The organism is Indolivaga macrotermitis, from assembly GCF_900128985.1.
Taxonomy (GTDB): domain Bacteria; phylum Bacteroidota; class Bacteroidia; order Bacteroidales; family Dysgonomonadaceae; genus Dysgonomonas_A; species Dysgonomonas_A macrotermitis.
Map to the genome: position 1 here is coordinate 96959 of NZ_FQUC01000001.1, position 25116 is coordinate 122074.

The 25116-nt window shown below is 39.1% G+C and carries 15 protein-coding genes, 1 tRNA gene and 1 pseudogene; 7 read left to right on the forward strand and 10 right to left on the reverse strand.

Features of this window, described 5'->3' with window-relative positions; all coding sequences use genetic code 11:
• Window positions 1–37: 37 nt before the first annotated feature.
• The gene (locus BUC12_RS00425; RefSeq protein ID WP_062175213.1) at window positions 38–1984 is read right to left on the reverse strand and encodes a RagB/SusD family nutrient uptake outer membrane protein; all 1947 of its coding nucleotides are present in this window, start codon (window positions 1982–1984) and stop codon (window positions 38–40) included.
• Between the two features lie 21 nt (window positions 1985–2005).
• Window positions 2006–5098, reverse strand: coding sequence for a SusC/RagA family TonB-linked outer membrane protein (locus BUC12_RS00430; RefSeq protein WP_062175214.1), 3093 nt, complete (start codon window positions 5096–5098; stop codon window positions 2006–2008).
• A gap of 383 nt (window positions 5099–5481) precedes the next feature.
• Here BUC12_RS00430 and BUC12_RS00435 point away from each other — a divergent pair, with 383 nt between their 5' ends.
• The 3 genes from BUC12_RS00435 to BUC12_RS00445 all read left to right on the forward strand — a co-directional run bounded on the left by BUC12_RS00435 (window position 5482) and on the right by BUC12_RS00445 (window position 12257).
• On the forward strand, window positions 5482–9594 hold the full coding sequence (locus BUC12_RS00435) for a hybrid sensor histidine kinase/response regulator transcription factor (protein ID WP_062175215.1): 4113 nt from the start codon (window positions 5482–5484) through the stop codon (window positions 9592–9594).
• 105 nt (window positions 9595–9699) lie between these two features.
• The gene (locus BUC12_RS00440; RefSeq protein ID WP_062175216.1) at window positions 9700–11394 is read left to right on the forward strand and encodes a glycoside hydrolase family 43 protein; all 1695 of its coding nucleotides are present in this window, start codon (window positions 9700–9702) and stop codon (window positions 11392–11394) included.
• Window positions 11395–11459: 65 nt separating this feature from the next.
• On the forward strand, window positions 11460–12257 hold the full coding sequence (locus BUC12_RS00445) for a hypothetical protein (protein WP_062175217.1): 798 nt from the start codon (window positions 11460–11462) through the stop codon (window positions 12255–12257).
• Between the two features lie 220 nt (window positions 12258–12477).
• Here BUC12_RS00445 and BUC12_RS00450 read toward each other — a convergent pair whose 3' ends face one another.
• Genes BUC12_RS00450 through BUC12_RS00470 form a run of 5 tightly spaced genes read right to left on the reverse strand, consistent with a single transcriptional unit; the run spans window position 12478 to window position 18507 of the window.
• The gene (locus BUC12_RS00450; RefSeq protein WP_062175218.1) at window positions 12478–13191 is read right to left on the reverse strand and encodes a LytR/AlgR family response regulator transcription factor; all 714 of its coding nucleotides are present in this window, start codon (window positions 13189–13191) and stop codon (window positions 12478–12480) included.
• The gene (locus BUC12_RS00455) at window positions 13188–14246 is read right to left on the reverse strand and encodes a sensor histidine kinase (protein ID WP_062175219.1); all 1059 of its coding nucleotides are present in this window, start codon (window positions 14244–14246) and stop codon (window positions 13188–13190) included. The genes BUC12_RS00450 and BUC12_RS00455 overlap by 4 nt, the downstream gene beginning before the upstream one ends.
• 1 nt (window position 14247) lies before the next feature.
• Window positions 14248–15291, reverse strand: coding sequence for a sensor histidine kinase (locus BUC12_RS00460; RefSeq protein ID WP_062175220.1), 1044 nt, complete (start codon window positions 15289–15291; stop codon window positions 14248–14250).
• Between the two features lie 37 nt (window positions 15292–15328).
• A complete protein-coding gene (locus BUC12_RS00465) occupies window positions 15329–16138 on the reverse strand; it encodes a DUF4249 domain-containing protein (RefSeq protein ID WP_062175221.1) in 810 nt (269 codons plus the stop codon).
• A gap of 23 nt (window positions 16139–16161) precedes the next feature.
• Complete coding sequence (locus BUC12_RS00470; protein ID WP_062175819.1) at window positions 16162–18507, reverse strand: TonB-dependent receptor; 2346 nt, start codon at window positions 18505–18507, stop codon at window positions 16162–16164.
• A 542-nt stretch (window positions 18508–19049) separates the two neighbouring features.
• Here BUC12_RS00470 and BUC12_RS20430 point away from each other — a divergent pair.
• Together BUC12_RS20430 and BUC12_RS00480 are read left to right on the forward strand one after the other, a co-directional pair.
• Window positions 19050–20779 (forward strand): annotated as a pseudogene (locus BUC12_RS20430) (DNA polymerase III subunit gamma/tau).
• Window positions 20780–20884: 105 nt separating this feature from the next.
• Window positions 20885–20959: transfer RNA gene (locus BUC12_RS00480), tRNA-Val, on the forward strand.
• Window positions 20960–21127: 168 nt separating this feature from the next.
• Here the strand turns inward: BUC12_RS00480 and BUC12_RS00485 are convergent.
• Complete coding sequence (locus tag BUC12_RS00485) at window positions 21128–21841, reverse strand: DNA alkylation repair protein (RefSeq protein WP_062175222.1); 714 nt, start codon at window positions 21839–21841, stop codon at window positions 21128–21130.
• Window positions 21842–21850: 9 nt separating this feature from the next.
• Window positions 21851–22279: a DUF3788 family protein gene (locus tag BUC12_RS00490; RefSeq protein WP_062175223.1), complete on the reverse strand. Its 429-nt coding sequence runs from the start codon at window positions 22277–22279 to the stop codon at window positions 21851–21853.
• Window positions 22280–22439: 160 nt separating this feature from the next.
• On the opposite strand from BUC12_RS00490, the gene BUC12_RS00495 reads away from it, so the two are divergent.
• Both BUC12_RS00495 and BUC12_RS00500 read left to right on the forward strand, forming a co-directional pair.
• Window positions 22440–23321: a hypothetical protein gene (locus tag BUC12_RS00495; RefSeq protein ID WP_062175224.1), complete on the forward strand. Its 882-nt coding sequence runs from the start codon at window positions 22440–22442 to the stop codon at window positions 23319–23321.
• Between the two features lie 18 nt (window positions 23322–23339).
• On the forward strand, window positions 23340–23633 hold the full coding sequence (locus BUC12_RS00500) for a hypothetical protein (protein ID WP_082141838.1): 294 nt from the start codon (window positions 23340–23342) through the stop codon (window positions 23631–23633).
• A 13-nt stretch (window positions 23634–23646) separates the two neighbouring features.
• Here BUC12_RS00500 and BUC12_RS00505 read toward each other — a convergent pair whose 3' ends face one another.
• Complete coding sequence (locus BUC12_RS00505; protein ID WP_062175226.1) at window positions 23647–24993, reverse strand: DEAD/DEAH box helicase; 1347 nt, start codon at window positions 24991–24993, stop codon at window positions 23647–23649.
• Window positions 24994–25116: the final 123 nt, after the last annotated feature.

Sequence of the window (25116 nt, forward strand, 5' to 3'; positions counted from 1 at the left end):
CAGAGGCTCCGCCCCCTAGATTATTATTATAATAGTGTCAATATCCAGGATTCTGATATGCTTTTTTCTCAGCATCTGTCATGGTCATACCATCGATCTGTCCCTGAGGAATAGGGCGCAGATAGTGGAACGGTTGGATGGAACGGTTATATACAACCGGTGTATGATCACCTTTGGCACTACCACAGATTGTATATGAGCCTGCAATCTCCGCCCATTTTTGTGTGCGTACCAGATCAAGCCAGCGATAGCCTTCGCCGAAAAATTCACGGCTACGTTCTGCCAGAATATAATTGATGTCGATTGTAGCAGGAGTAGCGGCAATCATTGCTGCACTATGGTCTTCTACTTTTGTGCCATCGCCACCCATACTCCATTGTCCGTTGTTGCTGTAACGCCATTTTCCGGCACGAGCGCGAAGTACGTTTACAAGCTCACGGGCAGACATTGTCCCTGTTGCTCCTTTAACGGCGGCTTCGGCTGCGATCAGGTAAAATTCTGAAAATTTAGCAATGTTCCACGGACGTGTAATGGCTCCGTTGGGTTGTCCCAGACCCGATCCATTGTCGGTACGGTAAGTTCCCAGTTTCCACAATCCGGGATAATATAAACGGCTGATACCACTCGGATTGATTACCCAGTCGGCTCTGCCCGGCAATGTGCCTCCGCCTACGTTGCTGTCTCCACCACCACTCGGATAAGCCACAGCCGGATTATCTTCATTCAGGAAAGTGAGAACAGCTTCACCGCTTTTAACAGGTAGGCCGTTAGCATTATATAATGTGCGGGTATCACCTTTCTTTCCCCAGTTGCCGGGGAACACAGCGGCGAAAGTTCCGTCGTAACGACTGTCGTTGGTCTTATCTGCAAAAGTTTTAGTAAACACTTCGATAGGAGGAGCCATACGAGTCCACGGACGGCCACCCCATTGAGTAGCATCACGGTCAACAGCCACTACACCGTAAGAAGAACCATCCGAACTTCGGATATCTCCATAATTACAGGTTGCAAACCATACGGCGAAACTTTCGGGAACAGTACCATTACTCCACGATAAGCTTGCCTGATTGTAATATTCGTCTTCACAGTGGTCGCTGTAAAGAACAATTTCCTTATTCCGGTCATTGCTACCCAAATTCACGTCATAAAAATACTGTTGTAGTCCGAAGTTACTACCTGCATTGTTGATTCCTTCCAATGATGTATTATATGCTTGTTGGAAATACCACGCAGCATCGTGTCCATCGGGATCAGTACGGGTAGTTTCGGGATAAGTCGGTATATTACCGGGATTTTGCAACCACCAGCCGTATGCCAGATAAGCTTTTGCCAGATACAGGCGGGCAGCGGTTTTTGTTACTCCGCCTGTTACACGACCGGCATCAGGCAGGTTTTCAATAGCTGTTTTTAAATCCGGGAAAATGGCTTTTGTGTAAACTTCCGGCACTGTGTTACGTACTGAAGTACGCGAAGGAGTAACATTGAATTTCAATTCGCCGGAACCCAGATCCAGAGGCACTCCGCCAAAAGTTTGTACCAGTTGGAAATAATCCCATGCACGGAAAAATCGTGCTTCTGAAATAAGAGCTTCGGTTTTGCCCGCGTCGGAAGCATTTTCAATTATACCGCTTGCAGTATTGATATTGGAGTATGCTGCATTCCAGAGTGCATCCGAACGGCTGCTCGAAGGAGTAAGCGATCCGGCTCCCGACATATCGCTGTCTTTAAAGTTATTGTCGGCGCTCTGTGCGTAGGTATATTCGTCAGTTCCGTTTTGCTGAGCGGCATAATAATACTGCCCGAAAATGTAACGGGTATGTGCATAGAGCGAAGTCAACCCTCCTTGAATACCCTCTTCGGTTTTGAAATAATCAGGAGTGTAGTCGGTGCGCGGTGTTTCGTCTAAAATATCATTGGAACAGGAAAATGCCAGCAGGGCAAATACAGCCGTTCCCAAAATAGTTTTAAAATTTATATTTTTCATGTCTCGACATTTGTTAAACTGTTAAAAAGATACGTTCAAACCAAGCAGGAAGTTACGGGTTTGCGGACTGTTTGTACCTACGGTAAGTGTGCTGTTGGCTCTGTAAGGCAAACTGCTGTTATCGGTTACAGCTGCGTTTTCGTTCCCGTAAGAGTTGGTCACCGGATCCAGACCGGTTTCTTTGTTGAAATCCGAGAAGAGTACAAAAGCGTTCTGCAAGGTGAAATACACACGAGCACTGCTAAGTCCCAGATTTTTAAACCAATCAGCATTCTTGTCGAAGTTGTAACCCAATGTGATAGATCCTACTTTGAAATATGAGCCGTCGAAATAGCCCAGTGTACTGCCGTATTTCGGATTGTCGCTGCTTGTAATTCCACCGGGTTTAGGATATTTCGCACCTGTATTTTCGGGTGTCCAGTAATCTACTTTTACATTGCCGCGTCTACCGCTCAACATATTGAGATAACCGTTCGAAGTATGAAGTGAACTGACCAAAATACCGCCATGCTGGAAAGTACCTATTACATTCAGATCCCAGTTTTTGTAGGCCACTCGGGTACTAAACCCTCCCTGCCAGTCGGGATCGGTATTGATGATCTGGCGATCGGCTGAACCGACAGCTCTTACAGGTGTACCGTCTGCATTGTATTCTCCGGTGTATTTTACCTTTATCATACCTACGTTACCGCCCGGTTCCAATATATCTAAGTATTTGTCACCTTCCTGCCAAAGCCCGATTTTCTCATAATCGTATATCGAGTTGATGGAATGGCCGACAAACCATTTGTTTATTTCATCTTTTTCCTGTCCTGAAGCAAGCTTCGTTATCTTGTTGCGGTTGGTGTAGAAGTTGATTCCGGCTTCCCATGTCCAACCATTCTGGTTTTCCAGAATAACACCATTCAGGCTTAGTTCTATCCCGCGGTTATTCATTTCCCCGATATTAGCCAGATAACTGCCTACACCTGCCGTAGAAGGTAACGTTACGCTCTGAAGGATATCGTAAGTATTTGCATTATAATATTCGATAGTACCGGAAAGACGATTCCGCCAGAAGCTGAAATCCAGACCGAAGTTCCAAACTCGTGTAAATTCCCATCCTAATTCGGCATTAGGGGTAGTTGCAACGTAAAGGCCTGTCTGTTTGGAGTCTCCAAAATTGTAGGGACGAGTTCCCAGACTTCCAAATGTTGTGTATGGGTTTATTGCCTGATTAGAGGTCAAACCCCAGCCTACACGCAGTTTCAGGTTGTCGAGCCAATCGCTTGTGCTCTCCATAAAGCTTTCCCGTGCAATATTCCATCCCGCCGAGAAGCCCGGATAAGTAATCCATTTGTGTCCGTCTGCCAGTACGGATGAGCCGTCCCAACGGATAGAGGCTAACAACATATAACGGGAATCGTAGTCGTACATTACACGTGCCATATAAGAGGTTAATCCACGCTCCCAATAATCCTGTTCATCCGGATTGTAAACGACATTTTCCGCACGTCCTATATTCCAGTATTGGAATTGTTCCGGTACATTGGTCGCATTCGCATACGAGCGGTCGTAATGACTTTGTTCGGCAGCATATAAGCCATTCAGAGTCAGGTGATGCTTCCCAAATGTCTTTTCGTAAGTAACCAGATGTTCAATAGCCCATTTATAATACTGGTTTTTATCTAATGAAGCTGTGGACGAAGCAGTCGGCGTGTCGCTGAAAACACCCATTCCCTGATAGCGGCCTCTTTGCATACTCCGGTAATCCAAACCTAACGTAAGGCGGTAACTCAGACCATCTACTCCCGGAACTTTCAGTTCTCCATATAGTGAATTATAAGAACCAAAGCCGCGTTGGTTGTCAGCATAGCTATCATCTAGATTTTCAATAGCATCACGTGAATATGCCCAATATTTGTCGGCAACAGACTGTACTATTGTTTTCCAGCTTCCATCTTCATTCCATGGATTGATCATTGGCGATAGTGCCAGCGTGTTATACAATCCGATACTTTGGCCGTTAGTAACGTTATAATTACTATTAGTGGTCAAGCCGAAGCGTAAGTATTTGCCAATGTTCTGGTCGAGAGCTGCCCGTAAGTTGATACGGCTGTAATCCTGTCCGGGAAGCAAAGCTTGGTCTTCATAATACCCTGCGCCCACATTGAAACTGCCGGTTTCGCTGCCGCCCGAGATACCCACATTGTGGTTCATCGTCAAACTGTTTTTAAACATCAGATCCTGCCAGTCGGTATTTACACCTTGGGCTTCATCAAGTCCCATGGTCGGATTACCTTCAGTATCTTTGTACATTCCTGCATCTTTGCGCAATTGGTATAATTCGCTGCCTGTCATCATCGGATAACGATGAAAAAGCGTCTTTACACCTAAATAAGCATCATAAGTTACTTTAGGCTTCGTACCGGCATTTCCTTTATGAGTAGTAACGATGATAACACCGCCTGCTCCACGCGAACCGTAAATAGCGGTTGCCGAAGCATCTTTCAGAATATCAAGACTCTTTATATCGTTAGGATTTATGTCCCCGATACTACCACCGAAGGGTATTCCGTCGAGTACCACCAAAGGGGCATTGTCTCCGGTAAGCGAACGGGTACCGCGGATGCGTATCTGCATATCTGCACCGGGCTTAGAGCTTGTTTGTTGTATCTGTACACCGGGTACACGTCCGGCAAGAGCCGAAGTTACGTTTCCGGTCTGTACTTCACGCAGTACATCGCCCCGCATAGAAGCTACCGATCCTGTAACAGCTTCTCTTCGCTGAGTACCGTATCCGACAACTACAATTTCGTCGAGCAACTTATTGTTTTCGGTCAAAATAATGTCAATCCTGTTTTTTCCTTGTACAGAAATTGACTGATTTACATAGCCTACATAAGAAAAATCAAGTGTAGCATTACCCGCTACTTTTAAAGAATAATTACCGTCTAAATCGGTAATCGTACCATTTGTCGAACCTTTTTCGACCACGCTTACCCCGATGAGGGATTCTCCTTTAGTGTCCTTTACAGTCCCTTGTATAAGAATGGATTGGGCAGAAAGCCATAAAGGTGTCAAAAGAAAAAGTAATAAAATCCTGATTGGCTTAGAAAAAATAGTAGTTTTCATGATTAAAAGGTATAGATTTTATTAATTGGATAATAGGAATCGGAAATTACAACTTTCCCGGTTTCATCAAATTTTTTTAGTTCATATACAATATGCCATATATGACCGGTAATGGAAACCGGCTCGTTAGTTGCGTTTATAAATTTTGTCATGTTTCATGGTAATTAAATTGTTTATGGTTTTATAGATTTTAAAGCTTATGGCAAACTTATAAATATAATTGTATTCCACATTGGTGGCATATTCCATATACTTTCAGAAATGTAACATCGTCGGCGAAAATGTTACATAAGTTTTATCTGGTGTTACATTCACTGCTATATATAGGCAGAACCATAAGATTTTTTCTATTTTTGTATATAACCTATAATAAGCCGAATATCATGATTCTACAAGGCTTCCGGATATCTCTGTTTTATATCCTATTATTTCTGTGTACGAATACAGCATTAGCTCAATCCGGACGATTTTATTCTCCGGACAATGACTTGTCGAGTAGCCTGATCAATCAGGTTTATCAGGATAGTAAGGGCTTTATCTGGGTGGCAACGGAAAACGGACTGAATAAATTTGACGGGATTAAGTTTGCAGCATACAAGCACTTGTCCGGAGATTCGACTTCAATAAAAAGCAATTATGTAAGAACTATTTTTGAAGACAGAAATAATCTGTTATGGATTGGATGCCTTAACGGGCTGATGAAATACAACAGGGCGACAGATTCTTTTCAGGAAATAAAAATGTATCGCGATGGCGAAATTATATCTCCGCATGTAACCTCTATTATCGAAGCTAAAAATGGTGATATATGGATTGCAACCTCAGGACAGGGAATATTTACCATCCGGAAAAATGAAGAGATCCCTCATGCCGAGACAAAACTGAATGCATCTCTTGTCAGCAACTTCCTGACTGTTGTTTATGAAGATAATAAAGGGAATCTGTGGATAGGCTCTGAAAATAGCGGACTGAATTGTTACTTACCTCAATCGGGCGAAATAGAGACATTTAAATCCCCGACACGTATCTCCGGCAATAATATATCATCGATAGTGGAAGATAAGGACGGTGTCCTTTTTGCGGGAACTCTTATCGGAGGGCTGAACCGGTATAATCCAGAAAAGAAACAGTTTGAGCCGGTATCTTACAACAACAATAGTTCTTTGGCTGTAAAATCCCTTGTAGTCAATAATCAGAATACATTGTATATTGGAACAGACGGAGCAGGATTAAAAGTATACAACAGAGAGAATCATAAAATAGAAGATTTTCAGACCAATTATGTTCCTATCGATCTTTCACGGGGCAAAGTCCATTCTGTCTTACAGGATAGTGACAATAATATCTGGCTGGGCTGTTTTCAGAAAGGGATTGTCTTTATTTCTGGAATAGAAAAAAAATTTGATTATTATGGTCCCAAGTCACTCGCCTGTAATCCTATTGGTACAGGTTGTGTAATGTCTATATACAAAGACCGCGATGGGATATTGTGGGTTGGTGCCGACAACGAAGGTTTGTACGGTATAGATGGTAAAGGAAATAGAGTAGCCCACTTCAAACCGGGTAACTCTGCTTCGTCTATCTCGGGAACTATTTTAAGTATATTCGAAGATTCGGACGGAAATCTCTGGATAGGATCATTTACCAAAGGGCTAGCCAAGATCAATAAAAAGACCGGGCAATGTATCTACATATCGCAATTACAAAATGAGAAAGTATATTCAATAACAGAAGACAACCGCAAAAACCTGCTTATAGGCACATACGGATCGGGCTTCTTCCAGATGAATCTGCAATCCGGCGAAATAAGGCATTTCGAGTCACAAAAACGCGAGAATGATATTCTGTCGGAAGATGAGTTAAGTAATGACTGGATCAACAGCATACTTGTTGACAGTGAAGGGCTGATATGGATAGCCCATTATAAAGGGGTAAGTTGTTACAATCCAGACAAGAATACCTTTATTAATTATTTGGATCAAAATAATATACTCCCCGGTACGGTAGGATATACCCTAAGCGAAGACCGTAAAGGAAAAATATGGATAGGCACAACCGAAGGATTATATGTCTTTGATAAAAAAGACAGTTCGATTAAAGTATTCAAAGAAAACGATGGCTTACCCAATGATGTGATCTGTGGAATAAGCGAAGATAATGAAGGCAATATGTGGGTTAGCACATATTTGGGTATGAGTAAGTTTGTTCTATCCGAAAACAGGTTTATAAACTATTATGCAGGGGATGGCTTGCAGGGAAATGAATTTACACGCGGAGCCAAATATGAAGATACGGAAGGTAAAATCTATTTCGGAGGAATCAATGGTATAACAAGCTTTTATCCTAAGGATATAACTGAAACGAAGAAAGAGTTGAAGATACTGATCACCAATTTTTATCTCTTCAACCATGCAGTTAAGTTGGGAGACCTTTCGGGCGGGAGAAAAATCGTATCGACGGCTATCTCTGATGCCGACGAATTTACATTGGCATACAATGATAATACATTTGTAATCGAATTTTCGACGTTAGACTTTTCGAATCCCGAGCGTATTGTATATCAGTATATGATAGAAGAATTGAGTTCTGCATGGATAAATTCTTTTCCCGGTATTAACAGGGTTACATATACCAACCTTGCTCCCGGTACATATACATTTAAAGTGAGGGCGGTAGACCACGATAATTATTCTGCCGTAAAAATTATCCGTATCATTATTACTCCGCCGTGGTACCAGACTTTGTGGGCGTACTGTATGTATGCCGTATTGAGTATGTTACTTATTTATTTTGCGGCGAATTTTATCCATTCCAAAGTGAGCCATCGGCGAAGCGAAGTCCGGAGAAAGCATCAGATAGAAATAAACGAGGCTAAGCTTCAGTTTTTTATCAACATATCACATGAGATACGTACCCCGATGACGTTAATTATAAGCCCTCTCGAAAAGTTAATAGCCAATACCGAAGATTCCGGTAAACTGAAAATCTATCTGATGATGTATCGTAATAGTCAGAGGATTCTGCGGCTGATAAATCAACTGATGGATATCCGGAAGCTGGATAAAGGGCAGATGTTCCTCAAATGTAGGGAGACAGATATGGTTGGTTTTATCAAAGACCTGATGCTCACATTTGAATATTCGGCTCAACAGAAGAATATTACATTCGATTTTTTGCATAAAGACGAAGAATTAAAGGTTTGGATAGACCTTAATAATTTCGATAAAATATTGCTCAATATCCTATCCAATGCATTTAAATATACTCCGGATAACGGTAATATAACCGTAGAGTTGACTACCGGTAGGGATGAACACCAGAAAGGACCTTTGCGGCACTATTTTGAAGTAACAGTAACAGATAGCGGCATAGGTATTGATAAAAGTAAAGTAAATAAAATATTCGAACGGTTCTACCAGATCAATAATGATGTAACATCTTCAAACTTTGGTACCGGAATCGGTTTGCACCTGGCAAAGTCTTTGGTCGAATTACATCGGGGACATATTTTTGCAGAAAACCGGCCTGACACTCAGGGTAGCCGTTTCGTGATACGGGTACCTTTGGGGAATGCCCATCTTAAAACTTCTGATCTTGAGGAAAGTGATTATGCCGATACTGAAGTGGTAACTGTTTCTTCGGGTAAATCGCTTGAGGTTGCAACATACGAGCAAATAGATGAGGATATTACCGATAAAAAAGAAAAAATAAAACCCCGGAGCAGATACCGTATCCTGATTGTGGAAGATGAGGACGAGATACGGCAATATATCAGGGAGGAACTGTCGGACGAGTATAAAATCAGCGAATGTGTAAATGGAAAGGAAGCATTGGAGCGTATTTTATCCGAGATGCCCGACCTCATTGTCAGTGATGTGATGATGCCCGAGATGGATGGCATTACATTGTGTAAAAAAGTGAAGCAGAATATCAATATCAATCATATCCCGGTAATATTACTCACAGCAAAATCAAATACCGAACATAAGGTCGAAGGTTTGGATATAGGAGCAGATGCTTATATAGTAAAGCCCTTTAATACAAGTTTGTTACGTAGTACAATACGAAATCTGGTAAGCAACCGCGAAAGGCTTAAAAATAAATATTCAGGTTTACAGATTCCTGAATCGAAATTAGATGATTTACAATTAAGATCTCCCGATGAGATATTGATGGACAAAATTGTCCGTATTGTAAACGCAAACCTATCGAACTCCGAACTGAGTGTCGAGATGCTGGCATCCGAAGTAGGCATGAGCAGGGTACATCTCCATCGGAAACTGAAAGAGTTGACCAGTTTACCGGCTCGGGATTTTATAAAAGGCATCCGGTTGAAACAGGCAGCCTCATTGCTAACTGGTAAAAAGCTGACCATTTCGGAAGTAGCCTACGCCACCGGATTTTCCAGCTTGTCTCATTTTTCTAATTCTTTCCGTGAGTTTTATGGTCTTTCTCCAAAAGAATATATGACCGATAACCTCCCGAAAGAAGAATAAATGTAATCCGATGTAACATAAGAACAAGCACCTGTAACACGCTTGTTAGATGGTGGGGGAGAGTTATCATATCTTTGATTTTACAACCTCTTATACCTTAACTTCATGCAAAAACAAATCAGGAATACATTATTAAGTACAGGGCTACTGATTATCTGTGCATTTTCTGCGCAAATAGTTTCTTCTCAAAATAAAGCGGTATTTTCTTATTTTGAATATACAGGGAAGGATATTGTTTTTTCGGAACCGATCGATCCTGCAAGAGAATATCGAAATCCAATACTAAGCGGATTTTATCCCGATCCTAGCATTTGCAGGAAAGGAGATGACTACTATCTCGTAAATTCGACATTCTCGTATTATCCGGGCGTCCCTATTTTTCATAGTAAAGATTTGGTAAATTGGGTTCAACTGGGATTTGTTCTGAATCGCCCTTCACAGTTGAAGCTTGACGGAATACGGTTGTCGGGCGGGATATATGCTCCGGCTATAGAGTACAATAAGCACAATGATACTTTTTATATGATCACCACTTGTGTAGATGGTATCGGTAATTTTCTGGTGAAGACGAAAAACCCTCAGAGTGGAGTCTGGTCAGATCCTATTCTATTACCAAAAGTATGGGGTATAGACCCTTCATTATTTTTCGATGATGACGGAAAAGGTTATATCGTACATAATGATGCCCCGGAAGGAAAACCGGAATGGGATGGACACAGGGCAATATGGATACACAACTTCGATCCGGAGACAGATCAGACTTTCGGCGAAAGACAAGTTCTTCTGGATGGAGGAGTCGACCGATCAACAAAACCTGTTTGGATAGAAGGTCCGCATATATATAAGATAAACGGCAAGTATTACCTGATGGCAGCCGAAGGAGGAACAGGAACTTACCATTCGGAGGTGGTTTTAAAGTCCGATAGTGTAAAGGGGCCTTATGTACCTTACGAAGGTAATCCTATATTAACGCAAAGGGATCTGCCAGCAGACCGTCAATTTCCGGTGACCAGTGTAGGGCATGCCGATTTGATAGATGCACCTGACGGACAGTGGTATGCAGTGTTTTTAGGATGCCGCCCATATCAGGGAGACTATTATAATACGGGGCGCGAAACCTTTTTGCTACCTGTTACATGGAAAGATGATTTTCCTGTAATTCTGGATGCCGGGAAGAGTGTTCCCTATATTGTAGAAAAAGAGGGCTTACAGCCTGCCGGAAATACATTGACAGGTAATTTTACGTGGAGGGACAATTTTGATACAGCTTCGCTTGATTATAAGTGGGCAATGATACGGACACCTTATGATCAATGGTGGAATTTGAATGATGGGAATCTGGAATTACATGCTATTGACAAAAGTATATATGATAAAACTAATCCCGCATTTTTAGGATACCGGCAACAAAATTTGATATTCGAAGCACAAACAGAAATTGTATTTGTTCCGCGCACCGAGAAGGAATTAGCCGGAATAGTATGCTTCCAGAATGAGAAACATAATATTGTATTTGGAAAAATACGGGAGCAGGGTGTAGACAAACTTATTGTAGACCACAATCAGGGTAACCGGACCAGAGTAGGGGAATACATTCTGAAAGAACCCGGAAAAGCTATTTTAATGAAAGTAACCGGGGAGAATGACAGGTACTCTTTTTATGCTTCTTTCGATAAGGGAAATAACTGGACAAAAATCGCATCGGATATAGATGCTAAGACATTGAGTACCCATGTAGCCGGAGGTTTCACCGGGGTTATGATCGGCTTATATGCGACGTCGGTGTATAGTTCGAAATAAAATTGTTCTGATATAGATTTAAGATACTACTTTTTTTATCTTTGGATTAAGATTATGCGAATACTATGAAAAAAATAAAATGGATCTTACTCTTAGTCTTTATTGTGACTACTACAGTTAGCTGCGAAATGGTTTCTAATATGTTTACATATAGATCCGTTTCCGTGGCATTTCTCAAAAACCTCATGGAAGAAGAATACGACAAGGCTCTTGACGAAATGGCAGTAGATAAGGAGATACTTGGGTCGGCCAAACTGGATACATTGAAGCTTGAATTAGCTGATTTTCGGTATTATATAGCAAAACAATTCGGTACAGAGTTAGACTATACATTTTTGAAAACAGAAAAAGTGAGGTCAACCATAGAATCTAATAATACACCAGCTGGTACTACTGATGTATATATTCAATTCTCTAATGACAACTATTTCGGTGTATTCAAGTTCTCTTTCGATGATAAATCGGGAAAAATATTATTTGTAAATGCACTTGATATAAAGAAGGTTATTCCTTCTATGTTTTCATTTTGGATAAGGGGACTGATAGCTGTACTGATCCCTATATTTAACATCTATGTTATTATACAAATCAGGCGCAGTAATCTAAAGAGGAAATGGCTAAAATATATCGCAGTTATTTGCCTTAACATACCTTCGATAACGTATTCTGCAGTTAATGGTTATTCATTCGGGTTATTGCAATTTCAATTGTTTTTCGGGTTTGGCTTTAGTCTTACCGGTTACCTTAATTGTGCTTGGACAATAGGTATACCTATAGGAGGATTATATTGGTTATGGAGGTTGAACGAACGAAAGAGACTGAAAAATGAACCGGATACTGCATATACAGAAGATATAGAGTAGGATGATCAATACATTATAAAAGTTGAAAAACTATAAGTTGAATTACTTATAGTTTTCCATTTACATTATTTAGAAGGGTCTACTCCTTATCCTCTTTTATTTGATACCAAGACGTTTGTTTAACAGACTCAATAGGGGTATAAGTTCTTTGAGAATAGTGCAGATGCAGAGTTTCTTAAATCCATACCTAGATATATTTAGTTAACAAAATAGAGTGTTTTCAACCTTTCTGTTTGTTCATAAAATCATTAAAGAATTCGTCTCTGTATGAATTGCCTATTGCTATTTCGTAAGTCTTGATAAACACATCGTTATTGTCAAAAGACTGGATGTGTTTCTTGTTGACTATGTATGATTTATTGATGCGGAAAAATGTATTTGCAGGTAACATTTCGTACATTGTTTTCAGAGTCATGCGTGTGATGATCCTTTGTTTCTCCATCTGGATAATGAGGTAGTCTTTTAACCCTTCGATAAACAAGACTTCTTCGAGATTAACTTTAAAGTATTTCCGGTCTGACTTTACAAAGATATAATCGTCTTCTACCGTTTCGAGGCTTTTCTTATCTTCTTCCATTAAAAGGGAGTGATAAGTAATGGCTTTGTTTACAGCTCTTCGGAACTTAACCGGATCAATCGGTTTCACCAGATAGTCTATAGCATCCACTTCATAACTATCTAATGCATATTCAGAATACGCAGTGGTAAAGATAATCAAGGTATGTTTGGGTATATTCCGAGCAAACTCGATGCCGTTTATCCCCGGCATATTAATGTCCAGAAATACGAGATCGACAGGTTCTTTATTAATAAAATCCGAAGCCGATTCGGCACTGTTGAAACTGCCCAGTAATTGCAGCTGGGAGATTTCGTCTATTAACCGGTTTATTCCCTTCCGGGCTATAGGTTCGTCGTCAACTATTATACATTTCATAATTTCAATTCTAATTTTACGGTATATATAGTGTCTGTCTGGGTCTGATCCAGAGAATAGTTGTTATCGTATAACAAGTCTAGTCGTCGCTTAATATTGAGCAGGCCTAAGCCTCCGGTTTTACGTGCAGCAGGTTTTTCGGGTATAGAGTTTTCGCATATAAATATTAGTTTATTATCTGCCACCTCAAACAAAATGTGCACATAAGAAGCAGCCTGACTATCCAGATTGTGTTTTACTGCATTCTCAACAAAAGTAATGAACAGGAGAGGAGGTATCTGTATAGTTTCTATATCTCCTTTTTCTGTAATGGTATATTCAAAACAATCCCTGCGAATCTTTTCGAGTTCCAGAAAATCTGTGAGAAACAGGATGTCTTCCCTAAGATGTACAGTTTCACTCGAATTTTCATTCATCTGATAACGAAGCATATCTTTTAGTTTCATTATTATATGTAATGCCATATCGGGATCTTCTTCGATCATTATATTGGCATTGTTGAGCATGTTGAAAAGAAAATGGGGATTAATCTGGCTCTCCAGTAATTTTAGTTCCGAATGCAAAGTGGCAGACTCCAGTTCTTCCGAACGTTTATCGTTCAAGATCCAGTGTTTGAGTAGCATAAGGGAAGCTGGTCCTGCAAACAGCGATGTGACAGCCAGAAGATTAGATATCAAAAATAGCATAATCATCCAATGTTCCATAGGCTGATGTGAGCTACTGGGTATAATTAGTTGCAGAAGAATGCAAAAGAACACAACGATAGCCACTACAACGACTAATAGAGCAAAATAAGTCAGCCATCTGTTTTTTAAAAGCAACTTCGGTACAAGCACATATGTATTAATATAAATACCTGTAAGGAAAAGGAAATCGTAAACTAAAAAGATTAAAAGTGCTTGAGCGTAACTTAATGCAGACCATTCTTGCTTTATATGCCAGATATTTCCTATCGTAATGAGTGAAATGAGAATAAACAAGATGAGGTGCCTCAGCATCCGGTATTTCGGACTGAGTAAGAAATGAATGGCAATATTATTTTTTGTATCCACCATATTATTCTTTATTTAAAGTCAGTTTTATCACTGCATTGTCAGCCTCTCTATTTATATCTAAATGATATTGGTCGTTGGTATATACAAGGTTCAGACGGTCTCTTACGCATCGTAATTCTTCTTTCAGACAATCATTGTCATGCTTATCGGGTAATGTGAGCGAAACGGTTATGTTTTTATTTACATCTATAACAATATCTAAATTCCCTTTTTTATCCACATCTTCAAGATCTTTCGTACAACATTGGATAAATGGTAATAATATGGAAGGTGCTATTAATACACTCTGGATATCACCTTTTGTGGTTATCGTATAAGTGAAAGCAGGTAAAGACAGGCGCTCCAACTCCAGATAATTATTCAGGAAATTTATTTCGGCTACCAGCAGTACTTCTTTTCTGTTACAGTCATACAATTGATATCTAAGTAACTTGCTTAGTTTCATAAGTATAGATGAAGCTCTTGTAGGATCAGTCTTTACCAAAGCACCTATCCGGTCTAGAATTGTGAAAAACGAAGTTGGGTTTACTTGTTCTTTCAATTGTTCGATTTGAGAAGACAGCTGCTTTTTTTCGAGTAAATTAACCCGTTGCCGGGATAACAACCAGTTTTTTATAAACACAGGTATAATGGTTCCCAGAATTGCTAGTGTATATACTGAAAGGTTTGACATATAGTCGAAAAAAGCAGCCATAGAAAACAAATACTGTTTACCATAGACCGAAGCCAGAACTATATTAGGAATTGAAGTGTAAATTATAGCACAAAGAATAATTACAGCCGTAAAACGAATATACTTTCCTGTCAGTAAATACTTGGGTATAAAGAAATACAGAGTCAGATTAAACGTGGCTAAAAAAACCAGAACGGTTAATAATACTATTAGTCCATATCCTTTATTTCCCAACACCGGCATAATATCCTGATATGTAACCACAGACTGGTTGAAAGATATCAGAATAAAGAATACGGTCACAAAAATATGTCTCCAAATTCTAAATTTGCTATCTATCAGGAATTTATATATGAACAGTTGTTGATTCATCAGGAATTAATTGATATGGACAATTCTAAAGAGCCTCTTAATCTTTCCAGTCTGCAATAATCGATTTCCGGTCGGTAGTACATGCACTGAAATATCCCAGAGCACCGTTGCTTATATTCGATACAGGATTAGTCAGGAAGTTATCCATCCGGAATAAAGTATCAAAAAATGTATATACGCCCTTGTCAATGCATCGGAACTCGATGGTTATCTCATCTCCTTTTTTTATCGGGTCGTTATCACTGTCGTTACTATATACCTGATATGTTTCGTCAAAAGTACTTCCATCCATAAACTCTGCACTTATGGGCAAGTCCAGAACATCGGGATGTTGCTTTCCGTTTATATATAACAATGCAAGGTAATACTGGTTGACTGTCCCCGCAGGATCTTTAAAACGGAATGTCGGAAAAGCATAGTCCATTACCAGTACTTTGGTCATATACAAAGAATCTAATGATACTTTCGGTGGCATTTGGGATGTGGCAGTATATTCTTCTCCTTCATAGACGACAGACATCTTATAAGTACGTCCTTCGACTCCTATCAGCTTCTCGGCGGTATACCATCCTGTTTCATCCTGTTTAAGGATCTCGGAGTTTCCTGCGTTATCGGATATAGTTACAATAGCACCTTCGAGATTAGGGTAACCACTATTATCATTGAAATCTATAGTATGGCTTACTCTTACCGTTGCCAGTTCGCCCTGCTTAACAATTCCCTCGATTTGCATACGTGGTGGAACTGAATTTAAGTCTACATCTATTTCTTTTTCACAAGAAGAAAGGGTAGCGATAAGTGTTACAAAGAGAAACAGGAGTTTGTATTTTTTTATATAAGTTTTCATAATCTATATTGTAATATTTCCGTTTAAAATTTGAAATTCCATGAGATCGATGGGACAAATTTGAATAATGCGTATTGGTAAGCCGATGTTTTATCCGGATCTTTAGTGTTGGTACGGAATTCTATCATGTATGCATTTTCACGTCCGTATGCATTGTATAAGCCGAAAACCAGTTCGGAATGGAATTTCGAAGTTTTTTTCAACAGGCAGGTTGCACCCAGATCAAGACGGTGATATGCCGGCATCCGGTATCCGTTTCTTTCAGCGTAGTACATCACATCTTTACCGTTGATCTGATATTTTCCACTGGGGTAACTTATTGCATTTCCGGTATAATATACCCATGCAGCCGATAAAGACCATTTGGGGCTGAGTTCGTACATCCCGACAAGGGAAATATCGTGAGTCCTGTCTTGGAAAGCATTATACCACCGGTCATCATTGATTCCGTCAATTTTCTTTTCAGATTTAGAGAGTGTATAACTTATCCATCCGGTGAATCTACCGGTACGTTTTTTTAACATAAGTTCCACACCGTATGAACGTCCTTTGCCCGATAATAATTCTGTTTCCACAACATCGTAACCCTCAATGTTGGCACCATCTTTATAGTCCAATTGGTTTTGCATATCTTTATAATACCCTTCAATACTAAATTCGAACATATTATTCGAGAAATTACGGAAGTATCCTAATGAAACCTGATCGGCCAATTCGGGTTTTATATTGTTGGAACTGGAAGTCCACCGGTCGATAGGGGTACCCTGAGCAGCATAAGAAAGCAAGTGCATATTTTGTACGGTGCGTGCATAAGCTGCTTTGATAGAAGAAAAAGAATTCAATTTGTATGCAGCCGAAATACGTGGTTCGAGGTTGATATATGTTTTTACCACTTCGCCCGATTTATACCATACACTATCCGTTACATTATGATTAGCATCCATTGTATAGTATTCGCCTTTACCCAAGGCCATAAAAGCAGACATTCTTAAACCGTAAACAATTTCAAGTTTATCATTCACCTTTATCTGGTTAGATGCGTATATACTATTCTCGGAAGAATAACGATGATGCAGGTTAACAGAGTTGTCCTGGTCGGAAGCATTTAGTTTGAAATCTCCGGGAGCCATGTCGTGATAAGTAGAACTTAGTCCGAAACGCCATTTACTGTTCGGATTATGTTCGTAAATAAATTCGTGTTTCAGGCTGTAGTCTTTGATTTTTGACTCTCCACTCAGATCCATACCGAGATCCATTGCATAATAGTAATCGTATTGATTATAAGCCAGAGATGTTTTAGACATCCATTTACGGTTGTATGTATGGCTCCAGTTTGCAGTAAGGAATGAGTTTCCCCAGTTTATTTCGGCGGCTTCTTTCAATACCATTTTGTCACGCCCCAAATAACCGGATACACTTACCATGTCTTTATCAGACAGGGCAAAATTCAGCTTCATATTCAGGTCATAGAAGTAAAGATAAGCGTTTTGCGCATCCTCCACTCCTGACAAGCGGGCTATTGCGTCTGCATAAGTACGTCTGGCTCCGATCAGGAATGATGATTTGCCTTTCTGAATAGGACCTTCGGCATTTATGTTTGAAGATATAAGTCCGATACCCCCGTTTACATGATACTTTTGGTTGTCTCCTATGCGCTGCTGTACATCAAGTATAGACGATAGTCTCTCGCCATACTGAGCCGGCAGGGCTCCTTTATATAATGTGACATCACGTAAAACTTCTGAATTGAAGGTCGAGAAGAATCCCATCAGGTGAGATGCATTATAAAGTGATACATCATCGAGCAGAATCAGATTCTGATCGGCACTACCTCCGCGGACATAGAAACCGGAACTTCCTTCGCCTGCTCCCTGAACTCCGGGCATCAACTGTATTGTTTTTATAATATCCCTCTCCCCAAGTAATACGGGTAGTTTATTTATTTCGGAGATTTCCAACTTCTGTACTCCTGTCTGAGGAGCGGTTACATTAGCATCGGGTTGTTGAGCGGCAACCACAACTTCTTTTAATCCTATCGAAGATTGTTTCAACTCAATATTTCGTGTAATATTGTTGGTTAATGAAATTTCGAAATTCTCTTCTTCGAATCCGATATATTTGATTGATATAGTATACTTCCCTTTTGGTAAAGTTAATTTATACTGTCCGTTTTGTTCGGTACTGACCCCTTTCGACTCGAGGTTGTTTACAACAACAGGTACTCCCACTAAGGTTTCTTTTGTTTCCTTATCTCTTACGGTTCCGCTGATAGTGTAATTTTGTGCTACTAATATCGGTGATATGAGGAAAGATATCCACAGGAATAATACAGAGATTTTGCCTCTAGAACACAAATAATGCAATCTCATAAATTTATTCATTTAATTATTAAAATTAATACAAACCCGAAGCCAGTTCTTGATTATAGGGGAATGCAATTAGTAAATTATATTTAATACTATGTTGTTTTTATTTTTTTTACGAAAGTAGAAAGATCTTTGTTATCAGAGTTTATTTTGCGACGAAACACTGTATTTCTGCGACAAACCTTATCAAAATGAAGGTTTAGTGAATTGTTTTAATCTTATTGTTTACACTATGATACCCGGTGTGCTTGTTGTTTTTAACGCTGCAAAGATATAATTAAATCGACAAAATCGAAGGGTGGTACCTTGCTTCATAGCCTAGCTTTTTTTACTTCTTCATTTCTTAACCGTTATCATATGCTTTAGTATGTCTGGAATGTATGCAATAAAGGCATTTGCTTAGTGTCATAACACGAAAAACAAACCTGCTATTTCGTTATATCTGTTTATATATTTAACAGCAATAATTAGACAGGCTGATACAAAAAAGTTTCACTATTGAAGAAAAAGATGTAAATTTGTAAAAGAAAAACTACGATCATCACATGGATAACTATATCGTCTCAGCACGTAAATACCGCCCTTCGACTTTTAAGTCGGTGGTGGGACAGCGTTCTTTGACAACTACACTTAAAAATGCTATCGCATCAAACAAACTGGCACATGCCTATTTGTTTTGCGGTCCGAGAGGTGTAGGGAAGACTACATGTGCACGAATTTTTGCCAAAACAATCAATTGTTTATCTCCTGCTGCTGACGGGGAAGCTTGTAACGCCTGCGAGTCATGTGTTGCATTTAATGAGCAGCGCTCGTTCAATATACACGAACTGGATGCAGCATCTAATAACTCTGTAGATGATATACGGGCTCTGATAGATCAGGTACGTATTCCTCCTCAGATAGGAAAATACAAGGTATATATTATCGACGAGGTTCATATGTTATCGTCTGCGGCTTTCAACGCATTCCTTAAAACATTGGAGGAACCACCTCATCATGCGATATTTATTTTGGCTACGACAGAAAAGCACAAAATATTGCCGACCATATTATCACGTTGTCAGATTTACGATTTTAGCCGTATCAGTATTTCCGATACGGTTGAACATCTGCAGTATGTCGCATCACAAGAAGGTGTTACAACAGAACCTGAAGCTTTAAACGTATTAGCTCAAAAAGCTGATGGCGGTATGCGTGATGCGCTGTCTATTTTCGATCAGGTTGTTAGTTTTACCGGAGGTAATGTAACTTATAAGGCTGTAATAGAAAACTTAAATGTGCTCGATTATGAGTACTATTTTAAACTGACAGAGGCAATTCTGGCAAATAATGTCTCGGATTCGTTGCTGATACTGAATGATATCCTGAATAAAGGTTTTGACGGGCATAATATTATTTCGGGTATTGCATCTCATTTCCGCGATTTACTTGTATGTCGCGATCCTCAAACAGCGGTGCTTTTCGAAGTTGGAGCATCTATCAGGGAGCGTTACGTGGCAATGTCGCAAAAATGTAGCAATGAGTTTCTTTATAAAGCCATCGAGATAGTTAATGAATGTGATCTGAACTATCGTAACAGTAAGAATAAAAAGCTGTTGATAGAGTTGACCTTGATACGGTTGTGTCAATGTTCAGCTAATCCACAATCGTTGGACGAAAAAAAAAAGTCATAATTGAACCTATTTTCTCTAAAACAACAGAGAATCAGGTACAACAAGTGGCGAATACAGCCATTTCTACAACACCATCACGATCTCAACCCCAATCAACAACAGCCGGTAATAATAGTTCTGAAAAACCTAAACCAACAATAAAGAAACCTTCTATATCCGGTTTGGGTATATCGATTTCGGCTCTTTCCCAGAAATCAGAGATAGAAGAAAAAACAGTTCAAAAAGTAGTTGAGGAACTCTCCGAAACATTTACTCCTATTCAATTGCTTAACGAATGGAAAGCGTATGTGGAAACTTTGACCGAGGAACACCATCTGAAGAATACAATGATCAATTGCTTGCCTTCTCTTCTGAATAGGGATACTTTTGAGGTTGTTGTCAATAATCCAGTACAAGAGCAACGCTTATTGGATAATGCAGTATCTATCTTAACTATCTTACGGAAAAACCTTCGCAATACTCATATTCAAATGAAGGTTCGTATTACTGTTGATAATGAGAAAAAGCTTGGATTTACCTCTTTGGAAAAGTTTAATCTGATGATGGAAGAAAACGAAAGCCTTAAAAAACTGAAGGACGAATTCGGCTTAGAACTTCTGTAATGAGTGTTTTTTATTTTTTTTCAAAAAAAAGCCCGACATTGTTTGGTACAAAAGAAAAAAGCTATATCTTTGCATCGCATTTGAGAGAAAATGCAACTCCTAAAAGGGCGTTTAGCTCAGCTGGTTCAGAGCATCTGCCTTACAAGCAGAGGGTCGGCGGTTCGAATCCGTCAACGCCCACCGAAAGGTGGAAATGTCGAAAGGCAAGCAAAGCCAACAAAATAAAAAGAGTCTGATTATCAGTAGATAGTCAGACTCTTTTTATTTATAAAAGTGGGATATCTAGATCTCACGATAGTTTAGAACTAATTCAAAGCTTATCCCGATGAGGAAAATAGAATCTAAATATTACTTCTTCATAGCTTCTGTCCTCAAATCAGCAGGCATTTTCTCTATGGCATAACGTAAAGCAGTGCGGGGCATTACCGATTTTTTAGACATTATGTAGTTAAACACATCTTTTTGATATGCTTCACTGGCAGCTTTTAGCATCCACCCGTAGCCTTTCTGTACCAGGTCATCCTTGTCGAGGAGGAGGATATCTGCTATATCAAAAATGTCGTTCAGGAACAGACCTTTTCGGGCCGGAATGATCAAGGTTACAGCCGAAGCCCGTTTTATCCAGCGATTGGAGGAGGTGGCCCATCTTTTTAGTTGGGTAATATATTCGGGGTACATCATAATAAAATTGCCAATCGTATGGTTGCATAATGTATCACAATCTGCCCAATTCGTTAAATAATTGTGCACCCAATATTCGAATATTTTGAAATCAGCAGCTTCGTATTGTTTATGTAATGATTCTGCCCAAAGGCAGGCAACTACAGATTCTTCGAGATAGCCCGATTGCCATAATTCATCACAAAGTTCGAAGACTTTATATTTAGGTAATACTTTTATTTGCTGAAGACTAGTCTTGCCGATTTTACTTACTTCAGACATTCTTACACCATATACTCTTGCAGCTTCCCCTTCCTTAAAGTATCGGCTTGATGAAGCTAGTGTTTTAGGATCAATACTATCTATCAGTGCCTGACGCACTTGTTCAACCAGAGCTTCCATCTATTCAACTTATTTTAAACTTTTCTTAAAACGGACAATGGTCAACAAGTCATTAATTTTACTTTTATCGCTTACATTAATTATCATTGGAATCAGACGGCCGGAAGGTTGGGCTTTCGAAAACTCTTCTTTGATGGCTTCCGAAATATCCAATGCTGCAATACCTTCGAGATGCTTTTCGGTAAAGAAGAAGCTTGTTTTGAAGAAACCATCCCATATAGAGAGCCATAATATTGTTTTCTTTCTATATATGACTTTACATAACCATGCTTTTCCATCATTATAGAATCTCCACTCAAAGGTTAATGCATATTCTTCATCAGTAATTGTTCTCAGAAAAGCTTCCAGAACATCATAAATAGTATCCCCCAGAACATTTTTCAGGACTTCGTTTGATGGAAATATATTTGAATCCCTTAATAACATTTGTGCTTCCATGACTATCAGTTTATTGTTATAAGCAAAAATACATCTTTTAGTTTATAAGTTGAATAACTTATAGTTACAATTATCTTCCAAGCCTTCTCTTTCCTGTTTTTTTCTGCAAACAAAGTAATGAGGTAAACATTCTGTTTAATAAATTCCGTACATTTACTACATGGATAATCTTTATAATATAATCGATAGGCAGATCGGCTTCAATAAAGGAACTAATCTGTTTTCTCCAACAAAAGAATCGTTCGATTACTTTGTAGAAACAATAATTACAATAAAGAATATTGAAAAGCAGAAGGAATTCTCTCCACAGTTATTAATTGATTATGCAAAAAAGAAAGTTCTGGAAGAGTTTTATAGAGTAAATCAGTATTACAATTTCAATAGCGAAGCAAAGACTGAACTGAACAATATCTATAGTAAATTATTCGAAGAGATATCTGATAAGTATTTTCTCCCAAAAGACCTCGCGATTCGCCATTATTTGCGATTGAAGAGATGGCTCAGAAAGGCAGCACCTTTCGCCGAAAAAATGTATCAAAGCGAGGCCGAATGTATTGATTCGGTACATTGCTATGAATACAGTCCTGCATTACAGTTAGATATATTACGTATCAATATAGAATCAATAATGGAACCTGTTCTTGACGTCGGTTGTGGCAAAGAACAACTTCTGGTAAAATATCTTCGGTTCCAAAGTATTACTGTCTCTGGAATAGACAGATATTCTTCATGCAACCTAAATGTGGAAAATAAGGACTGGTTAGAATATGACTTCGGAGTTGATAAATGGGGAACCGTAGTAAGCAACCTTGGATTTAGCAACCATTTTATACACCATCATTATCGTAAAGATGGAGACTTTGTTGTCTATGCCAAAAAATATATGCAGATTCTCGGATCTTTAAAAGTGGGAGGTTCATTTCATTATGCCCCCGATCTGCCTTTTATAGAACAATACCTTGATCGGGATAAATACAGAATATCATATAAATATTTCGATAATAAAACTTACAGGTCTGTTATTATTCAGAGGATAATATAAATCAAAAAAGCATCTAAAATGAATGAAAAAATAATATCAAGATTAAAAACACTAGGCATACCCGAACTCGAAAACGTAAACTATTTAAATGAGTTAAACGGCGATTACATCAACCTTGAGAGCCTTTTACCCAATGGGAAAACGGGTAAAATATTAGATGATAATAAGAAATATCTTGCGGCACAAATAGAAATACCCAACGATGAAGACGAAAGATGCTATGGAATAGCAGCCGACGAAACCATGATTGCTATTTTCCGTTATGGTTACGGAGGGAAGAACAGCGAACTTGTCGCATGGGTAAGATTGTAAAATTAAATCGTGACTATTTCAGATCAACCCTCTTGATAACATTCCTCGCTACTTCTATCTTATATTTCTTACCCTTCATTTTTTCATCCCTGATATTTGCCAGAAGCATTTTTACAGAAGAATGACGAACGGCGACAAATGAAATAAAGTCTTTAACTTCAATCAATCCTAAGTCAGATTTATCCAGCTTCCCTTTCTGTAAAAAGAAACCTACAATATCGCTTTTGTTCAGTTTGTTTTTCTTGCCTCCGCTCACATAGATGGTTTGATACTCGGGGCGGTTTGGTAATGGTTTACCTGCTTTAATTTGGAGAACATCTAAATCGTCAGGGATATAATCAGGCGCTTTCTCTTCTTTGAACTGTATAATATATGCTGTACCCGAAGCATGCATGCGTGCTGTGCGCCCGTTGCGGTGTACAAACTCACTCTCTTTAGCAGGCAGATGATAATGTATGACATGTTTCATCTCGGGAATATCCAAACCTCTGGCAGCTAAATCGGTTGTAACCAGATAATTTAAACTACCATTCCTAAACTGAACCAAGATTCTTTCCCTGTCATCCTGATCCATACCTCCATGATAGTATCCGGTTTGTATTCCTTTCTTATTCAATAAGTCGCTAATTCGTTCCGTAACTTCCCGGTGGTTACAGAAAATAAGTGCCGGCTCGGAATCAAGTGAACATATAAGTTGAAACAACGATTCTATTTTGTCTTTTTCGGGAGATAAAACGAGTTTGATCGAAAGAGCGTCATTTTTCTCTTCGTGTATATAATCAAGAACAATAGGCGAATCTATACCTACAAATTCGGGAATCTCCACATCGGCAGTTGCCGAAAGAAGAACTCTTTTTTCAAGACTAGGCAATTGGCTGATAATAGTATTCATTTCATCCTGAAACCCTAATTGCAGGGATTTGTCAAACTCATCCAATACTAATATTCTGATGGAGTCTGTCTCAAAAGATTTTCGTTCCAGATGGTCGGTCAATCGTCCCGGAGTTCCGATAAGTAAAGCCGGAGGATTGCTTAAATTCTTTAGTTCAGTATCAATAGAGTGTCCGCCATAGCAAACATTTACTTTAAATTTTGTGCCCATTTTCTTCCATACCTGTTCTATCTGAAGAGCCAGTTCGCGTGATGGAACAACTACCAAGCATTGCACTGTTTTTATATCTTCTCTCAATAACCGGAGAATAGGTAGTAGAAAAGCAAGAGTCTTACCCGATCCGGTGGGAGATAATAATAGTATATTTTGCTCATTAGTAATGGTATCCTGAGCCGTAATCTGCATTTTGTTCAGGCTGTCAATACCAAGATTAGATAATATGTTTATTGTTTGATTTTCTGTTTTCATAGAACAAAGGTAAGAGATTATGGATTAAGGTATTTCCTTTTCCTGCGATTTATTGAGGTTATTGTTTCTTTTCCATCTTATCTTAGCAAAATCAGACAATTCTATCTGAGTTGAAGAAACTAA

What these genes read in the sequence shown, in the direction of transcription:
- BUC12_RS00425 (WP_062175213.1), bottom strand. Translation starts at nt 1,984, where the DNA reads ATGAAAAATATAAATTTTAAAACTATTTTGGGAACGGCTGTATTTGCC.
- BUC12_RS00430 (WP_062175214.1), bottom strand. Translation starts at nt 5,098, where the DNA reads ATGAAAACTACTATTTTTTCTAAGCCAATCAGGATTTTATTACTTTTT.
- BUC12_RS00435 (WP_062175215.1), top strand. Translation starts at nt 5,482, where the DNA reads ATGATTCTACAAGGCTTCCGGATATCTCTGTTTTATATCCTATTATTT.
- BUC12_RS00440 (WP_062175216.1), top strand. Translation starts at nt 9,700, where the DNA reads ATGCAAAAACAAATCAGGAATACATTATTAAGTACAGGGCTACTGATT.
- BUC12_RS00445 (WP_062175217.1), top strand. Translation starts at nt 11,460, where the DNA reads ATGAAAAAAATAAAATGGATCTTACTCTTAGTCTTTATTGTGACTACT.
- BUC12_RS00450 (WP_062175218.1), bottom strand. Translation starts at nt 13,191, where the DNA reads ATGAAATGTATAATAGTTGACGACGAACCTATAGCCCGGAAGGGAATA.
- BUC12_RS00455 (WP_062175219.1), bottom strand. Translation starts at nt 14,246, where the DNA reads ATGGTGGATACAAAAAATAATATTGCCATTCATTTCTTACTCAGTCCG.
- BUC12_RS00460 (WP_062175220.1), bottom strand. Translation starts at nt 15,291, where the DNA reads ATGAATCAACAACTGTTCATATATAAATTCCTGATAGATAGCAAATTT.
- BUC12_RS00465 (WP_062175221.1), bottom strand. Translation starts at nt 16,138, where the DNA reads ATGAAAACTTATATAAAAAAATACAAACTCCTGTTTCTCTTTGTAACA.
- BUC12_RS00470 (WP_062175819.1), bottom strand. Translation starts at nt 18,507, where the DNA reads ATGAGATTGCATTATTTGTGTTCTAGAGGCAAAATCTCTGTATTATTC.
- BUC12_RS00485 (WP_062175222.1), bottom strand. Translation starts at nt 21,841, where the DNA reads ATGGAAGCTCTGGTTGAACAAGTGCGTCAGGCACTGATAGATAGTATT.
- BUC12_RS00490 (WP_062175223.1), bottom strand. Translation starts at nt 22,279, where the DNA reads ATGGAAGCACAAATGTTATTAAGGGATTCAAATATATTTCCATCAAAC.
- BUC12_RS00495 (WP_062175224.1), top strand. Translation starts at nt 22,440, where the DNA reads ATGGATAATCTTTATAATATAATCGATAGGCAGATCGGCTTCAATAAA.
- BUC12_RS00500 (WP_082141838.1), top strand. Translation starts at nt 23,340, where the DNA reads ATGAATGAAAAAATAATATCAAGATTAAAAACACTAGGCATACCCGAA.
- BUC12_RS00505 (WP_062175226.1), bottom strand. Translation starts at nt 24,993, where the DNA reads ATGAAAACAGAAAATCAAACAATAAACATATTATCTAATCTTGGTATT.